The sequence below is a fragment of the Pseudomonas frederiksbergensis genome, assembly GCF_000802155.2.
Taxonomy (GTDB): Bacteria; Pseudomonadota; Gammaproteobacteria; order Pseudomonadales; family Pseudomonadaceae; genus Aquipseudomonas; species Aquipseudomonas frederiksbergensis_A.
In genome coordinates this window covers 115,796-133,440 of sequence record NZ_JQGJ02000012.1, presented here as the reverse complement: position 1 = coordinate 133,440, position 17,645 = coordinate 115,796, and the positions used below count along the sequence as shown (strand labels likewise).

Annotated in this window: 19 protein-coding genes; all 19 read right to left on the bottom strand. The window is 61.1% G+C overall.

Going from position 1 to position 17,645, the window contains the following annotated elements:
* Positions 1-63: 63 nt before the first annotated feature.
* The 19 genes from fliA to fliH all read right to left on the bottom strand — a co-directional run bounded on the left by fliA (position 64) and on the right by fliH (position 17,643).
* Positions 64-807 (bottom strand): RNA polymerase sigma factor FliA, encoded by a 744-nt coding sequence (gene fliA / locus JZ00_RS20885; protein WP_003184000.1) that lies wholly within the window; start codon positions 805-807, stop codon positions 64-66.
* Positions 804-1,634, bottom strand: a complete 831-nt coding sequence (fleN, locus tag JZ00_RS20880) for a flagellar synthesis regulator FleN (RefSeq protein WP_003184001.1) — start codon at positions 1,632-1,634, stop codon at positions 804-806. Before fleN ends, fliA begins: the two co-directional genes overlap by 4 nt.
* Positions 1,635-1,748: 114 nt before the next feature.
* The gene (gene flhF / locus JZ00_RS20875; protein WP_039593078.1) at positions 1,749-3,098 is read right to left on the bottom strand and encodes a flagellar biosynthesis protein FlhF; all 1,350 of its coding nucleotides are present in this window, start codon (positions 3,096-3,098) and stop codon (positions 1,749-1,751) included.
* Between the two features lie 11 nt (positions 3,099-3,109).
* Entirely contained in the window at positions 3,110-5,239 is a 2,130-nt protein-coding gene (flhA, locus tag JZ00_RS20870) for a flagellar biosynthesis protein FlhA (protein ID WP_039593159.1), read from the bottom strand.
* 180 nt (positions 5,240-5,419) lie between these two features.
* Positions 5,420-6,556 carry a flagellar biosynthesis protein FlhB gene (gene flhB / locus JZ00_RS20865; RefSeq protein WP_039593079.1) on the bottom strand — a complete coding sequence of 379 codons (1,137 nt, stop codon included), beginning with the start codon at positions 6,554-6,556 and terminating at the stop codon, positions 5,420-5,422.
* 3 nt (positions 6,557-6,559) lie between these two features.
* Positions 6,560-7,336 carry a flagellar biosynthetic protein FliR gene (fliR, locus tag JZ00_RS20860; RefSeq protein ID WP_196304758.1) on the bottom strand — a complete coding sequence of 259 codons (777 nt, stop codon included), beginning with the start codon at positions 7,334-7,336 and terminating at the stop codon, positions 6,560-6,562.
* Positions 7,337-7,346: 10 nt separating this feature from the next.
* The gene (fliQ, locus tag JZ00_RS20855) at positions 7,347-7,616 is read right to left on the bottom strand and encodes a flagellar biosynthesis protein FliQ (RefSeq protein ID WP_024618176.1); all 270 of its coding nucleotides are present in this window, start codon (positions 7,614-7,616) and stop codon (positions 7,347-7,349) included.
* A 23-nt stretch (positions 7,617-7,639) separates the two neighbouring features.
* On the bottom strand, positions 7,640-8,389 hold the full coding sequence (gene fliP / locus JZ00_RS20850) for a flagellar type III secretion system pore protein FliP (protein WP_039593081.1): 750 nt from the start codon (positions 8,387-8,389) through the stop codon (positions 7,640-7,642).
* Complete coding sequence (gene fliO / locus JZ00_RS20845) at positions 8,389-8,826, bottom strand: flagellar biosynthetic protein FliO (RefSeq protein ID WP_039593082.1); 438 nt, start codon at positions 8,824-8,826, stop codon at positions 8,389-8,391. Before fliO ends, fliP begins: the two co-directional genes overlap by 1 nt.
* Entirely contained in the window at positions 8,827-9,285 is a 459-nt protein-coding gene (gene fliN / locus JZ00_RS20840; RefSeq protein WP_039593083.1) for a flagellar motor switch protein FliN, read from the bottom strand.
* A 59-nt stretch (positions 9,286-9,344) separates the two neighbouring features.
* Positions 9,345-10,313, bottom strand: a complete 969-nt coding sequence (gene fliM, locus JZ00_RS20835) for a flagellar motor switch protein FliM (protein ID WP_003184019.1) — start codon at positions 10,311-10,313, stop codon at positions 9,345-9,347.
* Positions 10,314-10,322: 9 nt separating this feature from the next.
* Positions 10,323-10,826, bottom strand: a complete 504-nt coding sequence (gene fliL / locus JZ00_RS20830; protein ID WP_039593084.1) for a flagellar basal body-associated protein FliL — start codon at positions 10,824-10,826, stop codon at positions 10,323-10,325.
* A gap of 230 nt (positions 10,827-11,056) precedes the next feature.
* Entirely contained in the window at positions 11,057-12,427 is a 1,371-nt protein-coding gene (locus JZ00_RS20825; protein ID WP_039593085.1) for a flagellar hook-length control protein FliK, read from the bottom strand.
* An 85-nt stretch (positions 12,428-12,512) separates the two neighbouring features.
* Positions 12,513-12,857, bottom strand: a complete 345-nt coding sequence (locus JZ00_RS20820; RefSeq protein ID WP_039593086.1) for an Hpt domain-containing protein — start codon at positions 12,855-12,857, stop codon at positions 12,513-12,515.
* Between the two features lie 31 nt (positions 12,858-12,888).
* Positions 12,889-14,595, bottom strand: a complete 1,707-nt coding sequence (locus tag JZ00_RS20815; protein WP_039593160.1) for an ATP-binding SpoIIE family protein phosphatase — start codon at positions 14,593-14,595, stop codon at positions 12,889-12,891.
* Between the two features lie 5 nt (positions 14,596-14,600).
* Positions 14,601-14,906, bottom strand: coding sequence for an STAS domain-containing protein (locus JZ00_RS20810; protein ID WP_039593087.1), 306 nt, complete (start codon positions 14,904-14,906; stop codon positions 14,601-14,603).
* Between the two features lie 102 nt (positions 14,907-15,008).
* The gene (gene fliJ, locus JZ00_RS20805; RefSeq protein ID WP_003184033.1) at positions 15,009-15,458 is read right to left on the bottom strand and encodes a flagellar export protein FliJ; all 450 of its coding nucleotides are present in this window, start codon (positions 15,456-15,458) and stop codon (positions 15,009-15,011) included.
* A gap of 6 nt (positions 15,459-15,464) precedes the next feature.
* Positions 15,465-16,823, bottom strand: coding sequence for a flagellar protein export ATPase FliI (gene fliI / locus JZ00_RS20800; protein ID WP_039593088.1), 1,359 nt, complete (start codon positions 16,821-16,823; stop codon positions 15,465-15,467).
* On the bottom strand, positions 16,813-17,643 hold the full coding sequence (fliH, locus tag JZ00_RS20795) for a flagellar assembly protein FliH (RefSeq protein WP_039593089.1): 831 nt from the start codon (positions 17,641-17,643) through the stop codon (positions 16,813-16,815). Before fliH ends, fliI begins: the two co-directional genes overlap by 11 nt.
* Between the last annotated feature and the right edge of the window lie 2 nt (positions 17,644-17,645).

The following is a 17,645-nucleotide window of genomic DNA, read 5'->3' as shown; positions in this document are numbered from 1 at the left end:
GGGTGGAGACTGGCCCGGCGCATGCCATGCCAACCTCGCTCGCAGTGTCCCCCACACTGCTCGTCAGCGCGCTCGCCACTCCCCCAAACGCCCCCGCAAGCGGGCCGCGCACTGGCTGTGTAACTGGCTGACCCGCGATTCGCTGACCCCCAGGACCTCACCGATTTCCTTGAGGTTCAGCTCTTCGTCGTAGTACAGCGCCAAGACCAGTCGCTCACGCTCCGGCAAATTGGCAATCGCATCCGCCAGCGCGCTCTGGAAGCGTTCATCTTCCAGGTCACGCGACGGCTCCATGTGAGCACTCGCGCCATCCTCGTGCAGCCCTTCGTGTTCGCCGTCCTGCAACAGGTCGTCGAAACTGAACAGGCGACTGCCCAAGGTATCGTTCAAAATCCCGTAATAATCATCGAGACTCAACTGGAGTTCGGCCGCAACCTCGTGATCTTTAGCGTCTCGTCCGGTTTTCGCTTCAATCGCGCGAATCGCATCACTGACCATGCGCGTATTGCGATGCACCGAACGCGGCGCCCAGTCGCCCTTGCGGACTTCATCGAGCATCGCCCCGCGGATGCGGATACCGGCATACGTCTCGAAACTGGCGCCCTTGCTCGCGTCGTATTTGTTCGACACTTCGAGCAGGCCGATCATGCCCGCCTGGATCAAGTCCTCGACCTGCACACTGGCCGGCAAGCGCGCCAGCAAGTGATAGGCGATGCGCTTGACCAGGGGCGCGTAACGCTCGATCAATTCGTACTGGGCGTCCCGTGCCGATTTTTTGTAGAGATGGTTGTAACCGCTGGCTGTCATAACACGGGCCCTGCTGTTTGTTGCACGAGACGCTCGACGAAAAATTCCAGATGCCCGCGTGGGTTGGCCGGCAGGGGCCAGGTATCGACCTTCTGGGCGATCGCCTTGAACGCCAGCGCGCATTTGGAACGTGGAAAAGCTTCATAAACGGCACGTTGCTTCTGGACTGCCTTGCGTACACTTTCGTCGTAAGGCACTGCGCCGACGTATTGTAGGGCGACGTCCAGGAAGCGATCCGTGACCTTTGTCAACTTGGCGAACAGGTTGCGTCCTTCCTGTGGGCTCTGGGCCATGTTGGCCAGGACGCGGAAGCGGTTCATGCCATAGTCGCGGTTAAGCAATTTGATCAGGGCGTAGGCGTCGGTGATCGACGTCGGCTCGTCGCAGACCACCAGCAAGACTTCCTGGGCGGCGCGCACGAAACTGACCACCGAGTCACCGATACCGGCAGCCGTGTCGATCACCAGCACATCGAGGTTGTCACCGATGTCGCTGAACGCCTGGATCAGGCCGGCGTGCTGCGCAGGCGTCAGGTGCACCATGCTCTGGGTGCCGGAGGCGGCCGGCACGATGCGAATCCCGCCGGGGCCTTGCAACAGCACGTCGCGCAATTCACAGCGCCCTTCGATCACGTCCGCCAGCGTGCGCTTGGGCGTGAGCCCCAGCAGCACGTCGACGTTCGCCAGGCCCAGGTCGGCGTCCAGCAGCATGACCCGTCGGCCAAGCTCTGCCAGAGCCAGGGACAAGTTCACTGACACGTTAGTCTTGCCGACGCCACCTTTGCCGCCGGTCACCGCGATCACCTGTACGGGATGCATGCTGCCCATGTTCGTTCTTTACCTTGTCTTACTTAGACGGAGGCCACATTACTGGCTGCGCGTTCACTCGGAACAATGCATGGCAGACCATCGATGTAGGTACAAAAAATATTCATGATTACCTCAGCCAACCTGCTTGGTCGGGCTGTGGTAGATGTCAGCGAACATATCAGCCATGGCTTCTTCGCTGGGTTCTTCCTGCATTTGCACACTCACGGCACGACTGACCAATTGATGACGGCGCGGCAGATGCAAATCATCCGGGATCCGCGGCCCGTCGGTCAGGTAGGCCACCGGTAGTTCATGACCGATCGCCAGGCTCAACACCTCGCCCAGGCTTGCCGTTTCGTCCAGCTTAGTCAGGATGCAGCCGGCCAGCCCGCAGCGTTTGTAGCTGTGGTATGCGGCGGTTAGAACCTGTTTCTGGCTGGTGGTTGCCAACACGAGATAATTTTTTGACTTGATGCCACGCCCGGCCAGGCTTTCCAGCTGCATGCGCAGGGCCGGATCGCTGGCTTGCAGGCCGGCGGTGTCGATCAGCACGACACGCTTGCGCATCAGCGGCTCCAGCGCCTGGGCCAGGGATTGACCCGGATCCACATGGGTCACCGACACATTGAGGATCCGGCCCAGGGTCTTGAGTTGCTCCTGGGCGCCGATGCGGAAACTGTCCATGCTCACCAGGGCGATGCTCTGGGCGCCATACTTGAGTACATAACGGGCCGCGAGCTTGGCCAGGGTCGTGGTCTTGCCCATGCCGGCCGGGCCGACCATGGCAATCACTCCGCCCTCCTCCAGTGGCTCGACTTCCGGCGTTGCGATCATCCGCGCCAGGTGGGCCAGCAACATGCGCCAGGCCTGGCGAGGCTCGTCGATGTCGTTGATCAGGGCCAGCAGGTCGCGCGCCAACGGGCCGGACAGGCCAATGCGTTGCAGGCGACGCCACAGGTTGGCCTGGGCCGGACGGCTGCCTTGCAGTTGGTTCCAGGCCAGCGAACCGAGCTGGACTTCCATCAACTCGCGCAGGCTGTTGAGTTCGAAGCGCATCGAGTCCAGGGCACGCGGATCAACGCCTGAGGCCGGGGCGGCTGGCGCGGGTGCCGGACGACGCGGCTCGGCCGGCGTCGGCTCGATCAGCGGTTCGGCAGCGGTCAGCGGCAGGCCTGCGGTCAAGGGCTGGCCGGCGAACAATTGACGATTGGTGCCCGCGCTGCCGGTGCCTTCGCTGGCGCGCAGGCTCAGTTCGGCCTGGGCGCTGGCGATGCGCGACTGGGTCTTGCGCAGCTCGTCCTCGAGTTCCATGTTCGGAACGCGTGGGGCCAGCGCCGACAATTTGTAATCCAGGGCCGCCGTCAGCTCGACACCGCCGGCGATACGACGGTTGCCGATGATGGCTGCTTCAGCGCCCAGCTCGTCACGAACCAGTTTCATGGCCTGACGCATATCGGCGGCGAAAAAACGCTTCACTTGCATAAACCACTACCTCAGCCGTTGGGCCCTACTGTCGCAACGATGGTCACTTGCTTGTTGTCCGGTATTTCCTGGTAAGCCAGCACATGCAGCCCCGGGACCGCGAGGCGCCCGAATCGCGAGAGCATCGCGCGAATCGGACCGGCCACCAGCAGGATCACCGGTTGGCCTTGCATTTCTTGCCGCTGGGCTGCGTCGATCAGCGAACGCTGCAGCTTCTCGGCCATGCTTGGCTCCAGCAGAACACCCTCTTCCGAGCCTTGTCCTGCCTTCTGCAGACTATTGAGCAATATCTGTTCCAACCTTGGTTCCAGAGTGATCACAGGCAGCTCAGACTCAGTGCCTACAATGCTTTGGACGATTGCGCGGGATACGCCGACCCGCACCGCAGCCACCAGAGCGGCGGTATCTTGACTCTTCGAAGCGTTGTTGGCGATCGCTTCGGCAATGCTGCGGATATCGCGCACCGGCACCTGTTCGGCCAGCAGCGCCTGCAATACCTTGAGCAATTGCGACAGCGAAACCACGCCTGGCACCAGCTCTTCGGCGAGCTTCGGCGAGCCCTTGGCCAGTACTTGCAGCAGTTGCTGGACTTCTTCGTGACCAATCAGCTCGCTGGAATGCTTGTACAGAATCTGGTTCAAGTGGGTCGCCACGACCGTGCTGGCGTCCACCACGGTATAACCGAGGGACTGGGCCTGGGCCCGCTGGCTGATTTCGATCCACACCGCTTCCAGGCCGAAAGCCGGATCCTTGGCGGTAATACCATTGAGCGAACCGTAGACCTGCCCGGGATTGATCGCCAGCTCGCGGTCCGGGTAGATCTCGGCTTCGGCCAGGATCACGCCCATGAGCGTCAAGCGATAGGCGCTCGGTGCCAGGTCGAGGTTGTCGCGAATATGAACGGTGGGCATCAGGAAGCCCAGGTCCTGGGACAGCTTCTTGCGCACGCCCTTGATCCGTGCCAGCAATTGACCACCCTGGTTGCGGTCGACCAAGGGAATCAGGCGATAGCCGACTTCCAGGCCGATCATGTCGATCGGGGTTACGTCATCCCAGCCCAGCTCCTTGGTTTCCATGGCGCGGGCCGGCGACGGCAGCAGTTCCTGTTGACGCTTGACCTCTTCCAGCGCCTGGACCTTCTGCACATTCTGCTTTTTCCAGAACAGGTAGGCGGCACCTGCAGCCAAGGCCGCCATGCTCAGGAAAGAAAAGTGCGGCATCCCCGGCACCAGGCCCATCACTGCCATCAGGCCAGCCGCCACGGCAAGGGCTTTGGGCGAGGCGAACATCTGACGGTTGATCTGCTTGCCCATGTCTTCGGAGCCCGAAGCTCGGGTGACCATGATCGCCGCAGCTGTGGATAACAACAGTGATGGCAATTGCGCCACCAAACCGTCACCAATGGTCAGCAAGGCGTAGACCTTGCCGGCGTCGCCGAAGGTCATGCCGTGCTGGAAGATACCGACTGCCATGCCGCCAATCAGGTTGATGAAGAGAATCAGCAGGCCGGCGATGGCGTCGCCGCGGACAAATTTACTGGCACCGTCCATGGACCCGTAGAACTCGGCTTCCTGGGCGACTTCCAGACGGCGCAGCTTGGCTTGGCCCTGGTCGATCAGGCCAGCGTTGAGGTCGGCGTCGATCGCCATCTGCTTACCGGGCATCGCATCGAGAGTGAAACGCGCGCTCACCTCGGAAATACGTCCGGCGCCCTTGGTCACCACGACGAAGTTGATGATCATCAAAATCGCGAAGACCACGATACCGACCACGTAGTTGCCGCCGATCACCACCTCACCGAAGGCCTGGATCACCTTACCGGCGGCGGCGTGGCCCTCGTGGCCATGAATCATCACCACCCGGGTGGATGCCACGTTCAGCGCCAGGCGCAACAGCGTCGCCACCAGCAATATGGTTGGGAAGACGGCGAAATCCAGTGGGCGCAAGGCATATACGCACACCAGCAGCACCACGATCGACAGGGCGAGGTTGAACGTGAAGAACACGTCCAGCAGGAACGGCGGCACCGGCAGCATCATCATGGCGAGCATGACCAGCAGCAACAGCGGCACGCCCACGTTACCCCGGCTGAGGTCTGCTACGTTGCTGCGCGCGGTGCTGAGTAACTGAGAGCGATCCACCAATATTCCCCGTTCCTGTGAAGCAAACTTTTGACGCCCAGAAGGGGCGCAGACGGGGTATTGCAAGAAGCTTTCCAACTTTTGCGGAAGACTTGAACAGAGCGCCTTGGCGCACATCCATCCTGTGGGGGCGAGCCCGCTCGCTCCCACCTCGGTCTTTGTGCCAGCAGGAATCAGGAATCAGGAATCGCGGCGCAGATCCGGCGGGATCGGCAGATCCTTGAGCGGCTCCGGACGCTTGCCCTTGCCCGCGCGGTGCTGGCGGATCTGGTAGACGTAGGCCAGCACCTGGGCCACGGCCAGGTACAGGCCACCCGGGATTTCCTGGTCCAGTTCGGTGGAGTAGTAGATCGACCGCGCCAAGGCCGGGGATTCGAGCAGCATCACTTCGTTGGCGACGGCGATCTCGCGAATCTTCAGCGCCAGGAAATCGCTGCCCTTGGCCAGCAGGACCGGTGCGTTGCCTTTGTCGGGATCGTACTTGAGCGCGACGGCATAGTGCGTCGGGTTGGTGATGACCACGTCGGCGTCGGGAATCGCCGCCATCATCCGCCGCTGGGAGACCTCGCGCTGCAACTGGCGGATCCGCTGCTTGACCTCCGGCTTGCCCTCCGAGTCCTTGTACTCATCGCGCACTTCCTGTTTGGTCATCATCAGCTTCTGCTTGCTCTGATAGAGCTGGATCGGCACGTCGATGGCGGCGATGAGAATCAGCCCGCACGCCATCCACAAGGTACTCCAGCCCACCAGCTGCACGCTGTGGACAATGGCTTGCTCAAGCGGCTCGTGGGCGATGCGCAGCAGGTCGTCGATATCGGCTTGCAGCACCGTCAGCGCGACGAACAGCACCAGCAGGAACTTCCCCAGCGCCTTCAGCAGCTCCATCACCGCAGTGGTGGAGAACATCCGCTTGAGGCCAGCCGCAGGATTCATTCGACTGAATTTCGGAGCCATGGTCTTGCCGGAGAACAACCATCCCCCCAAGGAAATTGGCCCGAGGAAAGCAGCCAGCAGCAAAAATATCAGTATCGGCTGCATTGAAATAATTGCGATCTTGCCGGAATGCAGCAGGTACTGAGCCATGGCGCCAGGACTCAGCAGCACTTCGCGCGGCAGCGAAAAATTCAGGCGCATGATTTCCAGCAGATCCAACGCCAGCCCGCCGCCATAGATCAGCAGCCCGCCAGCGCCCGCCAGCATGATTGCAAGGGTATTGAGCTCCTTGGAGCGCGCAATTTCCCCCTTGTCCCGGGATTCCTTCTTGCGTTTCTCCGTGGGATCTTCTGTCTTGTCCTGACCACTCTCGCTCTCGGCCATGGTTCAGCGTGCCTGTGCCATGTCGCGCAACAGCTGCAAGGCCTGGGTGGCCAACGGCTGGTACTGGTTAAGAATATCCCCCATGGTGATCCAGAAAATCACCATGCCCAGCACCAGGGTCAGCGGGAAGCCGATGGAGAAGATGTTCAGTTGCGGTGCCGCCCGAGTCATCACGCCAAACGCAATGTTGACCACCAACAGGGCCGTGATCGCTGGCAGTACCAGCAGCATCGCCGCCCCCAGGACCCAGCCGAGCTTGCCGGCAATGTCCCAGAAGTGATTGATCAGCATCGCACTGCCCACCGGCATGGTCGTGAAGCTCTCGGTCAGCACCTCGAACACCACCAAATGCCCATTCATGGCCAAGAACAACAACGTCACCAACATCGTCAGGAATTGCCCGATGACAGCAGTGTTGACGCCGTTGGTAGGATCGATCATGGAGGCGAAGGCCATGCCCATCTGAATCGAAATGATCTGCCCGGCCACCACGAATGCCTGGAAGAACAGCTGCAACGAAAACCCCATCAGGGCACCGATGAGAATCTGCTCGGCCACTAGCATCAGCGCGCTGAGGTCAAGGGCGTTGACCGGCGGCATCGGCGGCAGCCCGGGAGCGATGACCACGGTGATTGCCAGGGCCAGATACAAACGCACGCGCCCCGGCACCAGGGTCGTGCCGAAGACCGGCATGCTCATCAGCACCGCGGTGACACGAAACAACGGCAGGATGAACGACGCCACCCAAGTACTGATCTGGGTGTCCGTCAGCGCCAGCATCGACATCAGGTCAACCGATCAACTGCGGAATACTGCCGTACAACTGCAGGATGTATTCCATGAAGGTTTGCACCAGCCAGGGACCGGCAACAATCAGCGTCACCAGCATCACCAGCAGGCGCGGCAGGAAACTCAAGGTCTGTTCGTTGATCTGCGTGGCGGCCTGGAACATCGCTACCAGCAAGCCCACCAGCAGGCTCGGGATCACCAGGATGGCCACCATCACGGTGGTCAGCCACAGGGCCTCGCGGAACAGGTCTACCGCTACTTCAGGCGTCATATCGTGCTACCCGCGCAAGTGGTCTAAACACCGCCGAAACTGCCCGCCAGGGTGCCGATGATCAACGCCCAGCCATCCACCAAAACGAACAACATGATCTTGAACGGCAAGGAAATGATCAGCGGCGACAGCATCATCATACCCATGGCCATGAGGATACTGGCGACCACCAGGTCGATGATCAGGAACGGGATGAAAATCATGAAACCGATCTGGAACGCGGTCTTGAGTTCAGAGGTCACGAACGCCGGTACCAGGATAGTCAACGGCGCCTGGTCGGGGCTGGCGATGTCGGTGCGCTTGGACAGGCGCATGAACAGCTCCAGGTCGCTGCTGCGAGTCTGGGCGAGCATGAAATCCTTGATCGGCACCTGGGCCCTCGCTACCGCATCCTGGGCGCTGAGGGTTTCCGCCAGATAGGGTTGCAGCGCATCCTGGTTCACCCGGTCGAACACCGGCGCCATGATGAACAGGGTCAGGAACAGTGCCATGCCGGTGAGGATCTGGTTCGATGGCGTCTGTTGCAGGCCGAGGGCCTGGCGCAGGATCGAGAAGACGATGATGATCCGAGTGAAACTGGTCATCAGCATGACGAACGCCGGGATGAAGCTCAGCGCGGTCATGATCAGCAGGATCTGCAAGCTGACCGAGTATTCCTGTGCGCCTTCGGCGTTGGTGCCCAAGGTAATCGCGGGGATCGACAGCGGGTCGGCGGAGAACGCCAGCGGCGCGGCCAGCATCAGGGCCAACGCCAACAGAATGCGCAACGGCATTACTTTTTATCCTTTTGGTCTTTTCCCAGCAGTTCCATGAGCCGTTGGGCAAACTCGGGCGTGGCCTGCTCGGTGGTGGGCACCTGCACCGGCTCCTTGAGGACATGCAATGCAGTGATGCTGCCAGGGCTCAGGCCAAGCAGGATCTGCTCGTTGCCGACCTGCACCAGCACCAGCCGATCACGCGGGCCCAGCGCGCGTGAACCGACGATGTCGATGACCTGCCCTTTACCGGCAGGCCCCGCCTGCTGCACCCGCCGCAGCATCCACGCCAGGAAAAAAATCAACCCGAGCACGACCAGCAGGCCCAGCACCAGTTGCGCCAACTGCCCGGCCACGCCGCTGCCACTCGCCGGCGCAACGGCCGCAGTGGCCACCGGCTCGGCAGCCAACACGCTGAACGGCAGCATCAAGGCTGCGGCGATAAAGCCTTTCATTCAGCGCAGCTTCTTGATGCGTTCGCTCGGGCTGATCACGTCCGTCAGGCGAATGCCGAACTTCTCGTTGACCACCACCACTTCGCCATGGGCGATCAGGGTGCCGTTGACCAGCACATCCAGCGGCTCACCGGCGAGGCGATCCAGCTCGATCACCGAGCCCTGGTTGAGCTGCAGCAGGTTGCGGATGTTGATATCGGTGCTGCCAACTTCCATGGAAATCGACACCGGGATGTCGAGGATCACGTCAAGGTTGGGACCATCGAGGGTCACTTGTTCGTTGCTTTTCGGCACGCTGCCGAACTCTTCCATCTGCAGACGGTTGGAAGCGTGATTACCAGTGTCGGCCGCCAGCAATGCATCGATGTCAGCCTGCCCGGCATCGCCGGTTTCTTCCAGGGCCGCAGCCCATTCATCGGCCAGCGCCTGGTCATCCTGGGTATTCATATCGTCAGCCATCATGTTTCCTCGGCGGGCAAAAATCAGTTAAAAACCAAAACTTAAGAAGTTGACACCGCTCAGCGGCGTTCGATCGGCTCGATCACCTGCAACGCCAGGTTGCCTTTGTGAGAGCCCATCTTGACCTTGAAGGCCGGCACGCCATTGGCGCGCATGATCATGTCTTCCGGCATCTCGACGGGGATGATGTCCCCTGGCTGCATGTGCAGGATGTCCCGCAGTCGCAGCTGGCGCCGGGCGACCGTCGCACCGATTGGCACGTCGACATCCAGCACGTCCTGGCGCAAGGCGTTGATCCAGCGTTCGTCCTGATCGTCGAGGTCCGACTGGAAACCGGCGTCGAGCATTTCGCGCACCGGCTCGATCATCGAATACGGCATGGTCACGTGGAGGTCGCCGCCGCCACCGTCCAGCTCGATATGGAACGTCGAGACGACAATGGCTTCGCTCGGGCCGACGATGTTGGCCATCGCCGGGTTCACCTCCGAGTTGATGTACTCGAAGTTCACTTCCATGATCGCCTGCCAGGCTTCCTTCAAATCGACGAAGGCCTGCTCCAGCACCATGCGCACCACACGCAGTTCGGTCGGTGTGAATTCGCGCCCCTCGATCTTGGCGTGGCGACCGTCACCGCCGAAGAAGTTGTCCACCAACTTGAACACCAGCTTGGCGTCGAGGATGAACAGCGCCGTGCCGCGCAGCGGCTTGATCTTCACCAGGTTGAGACTGGTGGGCACGTACAGAGAGTGAACGTATTCACCAAACTTCATCACCTGCACGCCACCGACGGCCACGTCGGCCGAGCGGCGCAGCATGTTGAACATGCTGATACGGGTGTATCGGGCAAAACGCTCGTTGATCATTTCCAGGGTCGGCATGCGTCCGCGAACGATGCGATCCTGGCTGGTCAGGTCGTAGCTTTTGACGCTGCCCGGTTCAGCAGCGTTTTCGGTCTGCACCAGGCCGTCGTCGACACCATGCAACAGCGCGTCGATTTCGTCCTGGGACAACAAGTCCTGCACGGCCATGTCGTGTTCCTACTGCAATACGAAGTTAGTGAAGAGCAACTGTTCGATCACCACTTTGCCGAGTTCTTTCTGGGCCACTTCCTGCACGCTGGCCGTGGCTTTCTGACGCAGCATTTCCTGGCCGACCGGAGTGGCCAGGGTGTCGAAATTCTGTCCAGAAAAGAGCATGACCAGATTATTGCGAATCAGCGGCATGTGCACGCGCAGCGCTTCCAGATCTGCTTGGTTGCGGCCCTGCAAAGTAATGCTGACCTGCATGTAGCGTTGACGACCGTTCACGGTGTAGTTGGCGACGAAGGCAGGCGCCATGGGTTCGAAAATCGCGGGCTGCTTACCCACCGGGGCCGCTTCCACCACTTCTGCCGGCTTGCTTTGGGCGCTGTGCATGAAATACCAGGTCGCCCCCACAGACACACCCACTGCCAGGAGCAAGCCCACCACGATCAGAATGATCATCTTGAGTTTGCCTTTGGTTGCGGGGTCTTTTACAGCTGCTGCTTCGCTCTTCGCCATGCCAATAATCCGTCACTAATCGGGGGGTTCACTGTTGCATGGCTAGGCAGGAGCAAGTGTTATGCCAGAAGTGTCCGAGCCTGGAATAGCGAGGTGACGCAATCTTCAGGACCGCAGAAACCAGTGTGGGAGCGGGCCTGCTCGCGAACGCGGTGTGTCAGTCAAATTAATGTTAACTGACACACTGCCTTCGCGAGCAAGCCCGCTCCCACAGGGTTTGTTGCGTTGAATCAGGCGTAGAAGTCGACCGCGCTGGTGCCAATCACGCTGGTGGTGCTGGCCGCCACGTCGGCAACGCTGGCCGGCACGTCTTCATCCACCGAATCCACTCGCCCGCCGGAGGACGTGGTGCGCCCAGCCTGTGCCTGCTGCTGGGCTTGCTGGTCCTGGTTCTGCGAGCCACGGGATTGATCCGAGACGCTCACATCGACCTGCCCCATGCCCTGCTGGGCGAAGCTATCGCGCAGGCGATGCATCTGGCCTTCGAGGGCTTCGCGCACGCCTGAGTGGGCGCTCATGAAGGTGACCTGGGTCTGTTGGTCCGGAATCATGTTCACCCGGATATCCAGGCGCCCGAGTTCGGCCGGTTGCAACTGGATATCGGCCGCCTTTAGATTGGCGCTCGACAAGTACATCACCCGGTTGACCACTTCCTCGGTCCAGCCGCTCTGGTTCATGGCGATGGGCTGGTTGACCGGTACCGCGTTGGCGGTTTTCGGCGTGGCGGCCTGGGTCAGTGCCGCCAGGCGATTGGCAAAGTCGTCCACGCGGGTATCGCTGGAAGCGGCCGTCAAATCCTTGAGGCCTTCGCTGATCAGGCCACTGAACGCCTTGTCACCACCCTGGCTGCCAGCACCGGTGCTGTCCTGGTCGGCCTGCACGGTGAGCATGTTCGCCATACCGGCGGCAAAAGTCTGGGCCGACGTTGGCTCGCCATCGAGAGACGCGGGAGCAGCGGCCTTCGGCTGTGCCTGGCTGGAAGCGGACACATGACCACTCTGCTCCATCGCCAACCGCAACGCCGGCAATGCATCGAGCGGATCGGCCTGTGGGTCGAACTCCGGATCAGTCACGGGCGCCGAGGCATTGGCTACCACGCTCGGAACAACGGGAGTCGCCACCGCCGCGGTGACTTGAGCTTCGGTCGCGATGGCCACGGGGGCCGGCTGTACCTCAGCGATGACATCAGTAACCACAGCGCCTGGTAACAACGCTGGGTCGAGCGTCGGATCCACAGGCGCGGCGTCCGCGACAGGCGTTTCAGGCGTCTCGCCATTGGCGTCATCCGTCGTCTTGCCATCAGCGGTAGCCGGTTTGTCGGCGGGCAAGGGTTTGCCGCTATCGGCAACCGCCGGCTCCGGAGCGGCAGCCGTATCACTGTCGGCGTCCTTCTTGACGGTGTTATCGGACGTCTTGTCGCGCACCGGTTTTGCCGAGGGCTCAGGCACCGTCGGTGATTTGACAGGTGCCTGCTTGGCGAAGACCTGCGCGAAGCTGGAGGCTTTATTCCCGGCGTCCGGGCCTGCTGCCAGTGGATTGACGGCGGCCTGCGGCTTGGCCTGGGCAGTGGCCTGGAGCAGTGTATTTGGCGTAACGGGCATAAAATGGTCTCCGCTGCACTGGAATCATAGATGCAGTCGGACATGACAATGCAAGGGACGGGCCAACGCGCCGGGCGGCACGATTTCAGCAGTGAAAGCCCTCGCGCTCCTCCCGGCAAAGGGTGCGCACGTGTGCGAACTCACTATCGATTTCGTTGACCAGGCTTTCGATACCGCGCAACGACGGCTGCTTGGCACGCTGCTCCAGCTCACCGCACAGCTCGGCGAGGCGGATGGCGCCCATATTGCTGCTGCTGCCTTTGAAGCTATGGGCAGTGGCACTCAGCATTTCGGCATCCCTCGCCTCGTGCAATACACGAAGGCGCGCCTCGGAATCCTTGAGAAAGGTATCCAGCAGTTCCGGATATCCGTCCTCCATGACTTCCTTCAACGTACTGAGCACGTCGAGATCCAGATGAATTTCGCTCACTTGTTCGCTCCCTGATCAAGAATGGCCCCGATTATGACAGAGCCTCCCAGAAAAACTCCACGCGCGCATTGCGACCATCGTCTGACCAGGAGGCCTGATGGCAGAGTTGGCGCACCAGACTTACGCCGCGCCCTGACAATCGGTCCCGGTCCAGCGGCCGTGCCAGCACCTTGGCGACATCAAAACCTTTGCCGCTGTCTTCGACTTCGATGACCAACCGGCCACCATCGCCCTGAGGCGTGACGTGCAGATGCACCCGAACGTGACCGTCACCCAGCTCGTCCAGGCGCGCATTGCGCTCTTGGTAATAACGAGCAAAACCCGTCGCATCACGCTTCAGGCTTGAATCGAGCCCCAGCACCCCGTGTTCCAGGGCGTTGGAATAAAGCTCCGACAACACATTGTACAACGCACCGCTTTGCGCCCTCAGCCCATGGACCTCCAGCAATAATTGCAGCAGGTACGGCATCGGATTGAAGCGCTTGAGCGTCTGTGCGCGAAACTCGAAGCTCACCGACCAATCCAGTGGGCTGGACTGGCCGCTATCGGAATAGACCGGCGGTGGCGGGTTGAGTTGCGTCGGCGCGACCAATCGCACCTCGACCATGCTGAAGTCGTCACGCGCCTCACCGCGAAAATCCCGCAGGGCCTGCTGAATATCCTCGAAGAGACGGTCAGGTTCGCGGTTGGCCGAGAACACCTGCTGCAACCGCTCCACGCCAAACGGCTGGTCGTCGCGATCGCTGGTCTCGATCACTCCGTCGGACAGCAGGAACACCCGATCGCCCACCGATAGCGGATGGACTTCGGTGCGATCGTCGAACAACTGGGGCGTCAGCACACCCAGCGGCAAATGCCGCGCCGGCAGCGGCGTACGTACACCGCTTAGGCTGTCGTGCAGATAGCCGTCGGGCATGCCGCCATTCCAGACTTCCACGGTGCAGCGCTGGAAACTCATGCTCAGCAGCGTCGCACAACAGAACATGTCCACCGGCAGGATGCGCTTGAGCTTGGCGTTCATCTCCCGCAGGATTTGCGCCAGGCCGTAGCCCTTGGCCGTCATCCCGTAGAACACCTCAGCCAGCGGCATCGCCCCGACCGCCGCCGGCAAGCCGTGCCCGGTGAAATCGCCGAGCAGGATATGCATGTCGCCGGCCGGGTTGAACGCAGCCAGCAGCAAGTCGCCATTGAACAAGGCATAGGGCGACTGCAGGTAACGGATATTTGGCGCGCTCAGGCAACCAGAGTGGGCGATCTTGTCGAACACGGCCTTGGCGACGCGCTGTTCGTTGAGCAGGTAGTCGTGGTGCCGGGCGATCTGGTCTCGCTGCTCGACCACCGTCGCCTGTAACCGACGCAAGCGGTCCATCGCTTTGATTTTCGCAGCCAGGATGACTTGGTTATAGGGTTTGGCCAGGAAATCATCGCCCCCGGCCTCCAGGCAACGGGCCAGCCCTTCGCTTTCGGTCAACGAGGTGAGAAAAATGATCGGGACCAGTTGGTCCCCGGCCAATTGCTTGATCTTCTGGGCCGCTTCGAAGCCATCCATGACGGGCATCATCGCGTCCATCAGCACGAGGTGCGGACGTTGTTGCGAATAGACCTCGACCGCCTCGGCGCCATTGGCCGCCGTGAGCACCTGGTGCCCCTGTCGACGGACAATGGTCGACAACAGCAGTCGGTCAGCGGCACTGTCTTCGGCAATCAGGATCGTCAGCGGCTCCGGTGACGATTGCATGGCGATCAACTGATATCGAACAGCTTGTCGAAATTCGAAATCGCAAGGATCTTCTTGACGTCGCTGCTGCTGTTGACGACGCGGATATCCGATTCATCGCCGCCGGCATGATCACGCAACAGCAGGAGCATGCCCAAGGCGGAGCTGTCGAGGTACGTGGCTTCTTTCAAATCCACCACGATCGACTCGGGTTTCATATTGAGCTTTTCATAAGACTCACGAAACTCCTGGTGACGGCCAAAATCGAAGCGACCCTTGATCGAGATCGTCAGTTTTTGCCCATCAGGAGACACTTCGGTAACGACAGACATATTCACTTCCTTGTCGTGGACATACGTGTACAAGGTTTAGCACCTGGTAGAGGTCTGAGCAAGGTTTGAAATCGCCAACCCGACAAAACTCTACCGCCTCTATCAATACGGATCCTGGCGCGGCAGGCGCTGGGACAATTCATCCAGCAGTTTCTGCTCGCGCTTATCCTCCAATTGCCGCGCCTCGTCGATGTAACGCTGTACAAGCTTGCGCAACCCTTCGACGCGGGCGAACGCTTCCTGCCAACTCTGGCGAGCTTTTTCCAGATTGTTCTGATGCCAGACCAGGCTTTGACGCTGTTGGTCGATGGCGGTGCCCAACTGCGCCAGGAACCCTTGGTAACCCAACAGCCACTGGCCGGAAACCCCGTGGCTGCCACGGGCGATCCACTGCTCCTGGTATTCGAGCCGGAAATTCTCAAGGTCCGCCAACTTGCTTTCGGCAACCGCCACTTGCCCCTGGAAATACGCCAACCGCTGGACGGCGGTCTTCTCGGCCTTTTCCGCCATGTCCACCACTGGCGCCAGGCGCGCCGCACGACTCGTGGCCATGATCGGTTACGTGCCGGAGACTGGGGCGAAAATGGTTTGCAGGTGCGCTTCGCTGGCGCCCATGCCAATGCTGTCGTTCAGCGCCTGGCGCAGATACACCGCCATGGACGGATAGAGGCTGATGGCCGTGTCGGTCTCACGATCACCACCGGGCACATAGGCACCGACGCTGATGAGGTCGCGGCTTTGCTGGTAACGGGACCAGTACTGTTTGAACTGTTGTGCACGCTTCATGTGCTCGGCACTGATGACCGATGGCATGACCCGGCTGATCGACGCTTCGATGTCGATGGCCGGGTAATGCCCCTCCTCCGCCAGGCGCCGGGACAAAACGATATGGCCGTCGAGCACGCCACGGGCCGAGTCGGCGATGGGGTCTTGCTGGTCGTCCCCCTCGGACAGCACGGTGTAGAACGCGGTGATGGAACCGCCGCCCTTCTCCGCGTTACCGGCACGCTCCACCAGCTTTGGCAGCTTGGCAAAGACGGAAGGTGGATAACCCTTGGTGGCCGGCGGCTCGCCAATGGCGAGGGCGATTTCCCGCTGGGCCTGGGCGAAACGGGTCAGCGAATCCATCAGCAACAGGACGTTCTTGCCCTTGTCGCGGAAATATTCAGCGATGCGCGTGCAGTACATGGCGGCACGCAGGCGCATCAATGGCGCGTCATCCGCCGGCGAAGCCACGACGACGGAACGCTTGAGCCCTTCTTCGCCGAGGATGTGCTCGATGAACTCCTTCACCTCGCGACCCCGCTCGCCGATCAGCCCGACCACGATGATGTCGGCTTCGGTAAAGCGAGTCATCATGCCCAGCAGCACACTCTTGCCCACCCCGGTACCGGCAAACAGGCCCAGGCGCTGGCCACGCCCGACCGTCAACAAACCGTTGATGCAACGAATGCCCACGTCCAGCGGTACGCTGATGGGGTCACGCTTGAGCGGGTTGATGGTCGGGCCGTCCATCGGCACCCAATCCTCGGCCTTCATACCGCCCTTGCCATCCAGGGCCCGTCCGGCGCCGTCCAGAACGCGGCCAAGCATGCTCATGCCCATGGGCAGGCGGCCAGTGTCGGCCAGCGGCACGACTCGGGCACCCGGGGCGATGCCGGCGACACTGCCCACCGGCATCAGGAATACTTTACTGCCGGAGAAACCCATGACCTCGGCTTCGACCTGCACCGGGTGATAGCTGTCATCGTTGATCACCAGGCAACGGCTACCCATGGCGGCACGCAAGCCTTCCGCTTCAAGGGTCAGGCCGACCATGCGCAACAGGCGACCTTCCAGGATCGGCTGGCCGGCCAGTTCGGTGGCCTCGGCGTAACTGCCCAGGCGCTTGCCGAAGCTGGTTCGTTCAAGGCGCATCGCGGTCGTCCGTAACAGGAATAAGCGGCTCGGCACTCTCCGGATCGACGATAGCGGCGGCCTTGGGTTCGTCCGGCAAATCCAGGCTCAGGTCGGCCGGGGCCGGATGCAGGGCCTGTTCATGCAGTTGGTCAAAAAGTTTTGCCATGATCTGGCTGATGCGTGTCTCGATGGTCGCGTCGATGCGACTGTGCTCGGTTTCTACGCGGCAACCGCCCGGCAGCAGGGATTCGTCCTCGACGATGCGCCAGGTTTCCTCGTGGCGCTCGCGCAAGGCCTTGACCAGCTCGAAGTCCTGCGGGTTGATGTACAACCGCACGTTGCCCACGCCCAGCGGCAGGAGCTTGAGGGCTTCGCGCATGACGTGTTCGATCTGGCTTGAATCAATGGCCAGCTCGCGCTGGATCACCTGGCGGGTGATGTGCTGCACCAGCCCGACCAGTGATTTCTCGATCTGGGTGTCCTGCTCGGCAATGGGCTCGAACAGGTTGAGCATCAGCGATTCCAATGCGCGCAGCTTCGCCGTGAGCGCCACGTCGGCTTCTTGGCGGACCTTGATCGTGGTGCTGTGGAAGCCTTCTTTTTCGCCAATGGCGAAGCCTTCGTTGTAGGCCTCCTGGCGAATGCTTTCGACTTCCTCCAGGGTCAGTGGCTGGACTTCCTCCAGCGGCACTTCCTCCATCTCCGGCAGTTCTTCCACCGGTTCCGGCTCAGGCTCGGGCACAAAGGGGTCGAAACTGGGCAGCGACCAGACGTCGAAACCTCCGACGTCCCGGGCGCGGATCAGGTCGCTGGGTGCATCATCACTCTTGGCAGACATAA

Excerpts from the sequence above, each read along its gene's own strand:
- fliI (WP_039593088.1), bottom strand. The coding sequence starts at position 16,823 with ATGCGCCTTGAACGAACCAGCTTCGGCAAGCGCCTGGGCAGTTACGCC.
- flhF (WP_039593078.1), bottom strand. The coding sequence starts at position 3,098 with ATGCAAGTGAAGCGTTTTTTCGCCGCCGATATGCGTCAGGCCATGAAA.
- fliH (WP_039593089.1), bottom strand. The coding sequence starts at position 17,643 with ATGTCTGCCAAGAGTGATGATGCACCCAGCGACCTGATCCGCGCCCGG.
- fliR (WP_196304758.1), bottom strand. The coding sequence starts at position 7,336 with ATGCTGGCGCTGACGGACACCCAGATCAGTACTTGGGTGGCGTCGTTC.
- fliP (WP_039593081.1), bottom strand. The coding sequence starts at position 8,389 with ATGCCGTTGCGCATTCTGTTGGCGTTGGCCCTGATGCTGGCCGCGCCG.
- fliM (WP_003184019.1), bottom strand. The coding sequence starts at position 10,313 with ATGGCCGTGCAGGACTTGTTGTCCCAGGACGAAATCGACGCGCTGTTG.
- fliL (WP_039593084.1), bottom strand. The coding sequence starts at position 10,826 with ATGGCGAAGAGCGAAGCAGCAGCTGTAAAAGACCCCGCAACCAAAGGC.
- fliN (WP_039593083.1), bottom strand. The coding sequence starts at position 9,285 with ATGGCTGACGATATGAATACCCAGGATGACCAGGCGCTGGCCGATGAA.
- fliJ (WP_003184033.1), bottom strand. The coding sequence starts at position 15,458 with ATGGCCACGAGTCGTGCGGCGCGCCTGGCGCCAGTGGTGGACATGGCG.
- fliQ (WP_024618176.1), bottom strand. The coding sequence starts at position 7,616 with ATGACGCCTGAAGTAGCGGTAGACCTGTTCCGCGAGGCCCTGTGGCTG.
- fliA (WP_003184000.1), bottom strand. The coding sequence starts at position 807 with ATGACAGCCAGCGGTTACAACCATCTCTACAAAAAATCGGCACGGGAC.
- fliO (WP_039593082.1), bottom strand. The coding sequence starts at position 8,826 with ATGAAAGGCTTTATCGCCGCAGCCTTGATGCTGCCGTTCAGCGTGTTG.
- JZ00_RS20815 (WP_039593160.1), bottom strand. The coding sequence starts at position 14,595 with ATGCAATCGTCACCGGAGCCGCTGACGATCCTGATTGCCGAAGACAGT.
- fleN (WP_003184001.1), bottom strand. The coding sequence starts at position 1,634 with ATGGGCAGCATGCATCCCGTACAGGTGATCGCGGTGACCGGCGGCAAA.
- JZ00_RS20825 (WP_039593085.1), bottom strand. The coding sequence starts at position 12,427 with ATGCCCGTTACGCCAAATACACTGCTCCAGGCCACTGCCCAGGCCAAG.
- JZ00_RS20810 (WP_039593087.1), bottom strand. The coding sequence starts at position 14,906 with ATGTCTGTCGTTACCGAAGTGTCTCCTGATGGGCAAAAACTGACGATC.
- flhB (WP_039593079.1), bottom strand. The coding sequence starts at position 6,556 with ATGGCCGAGAGCGAGAGTGGTCAGGACAAGACAGAAGATCCCACGGAG.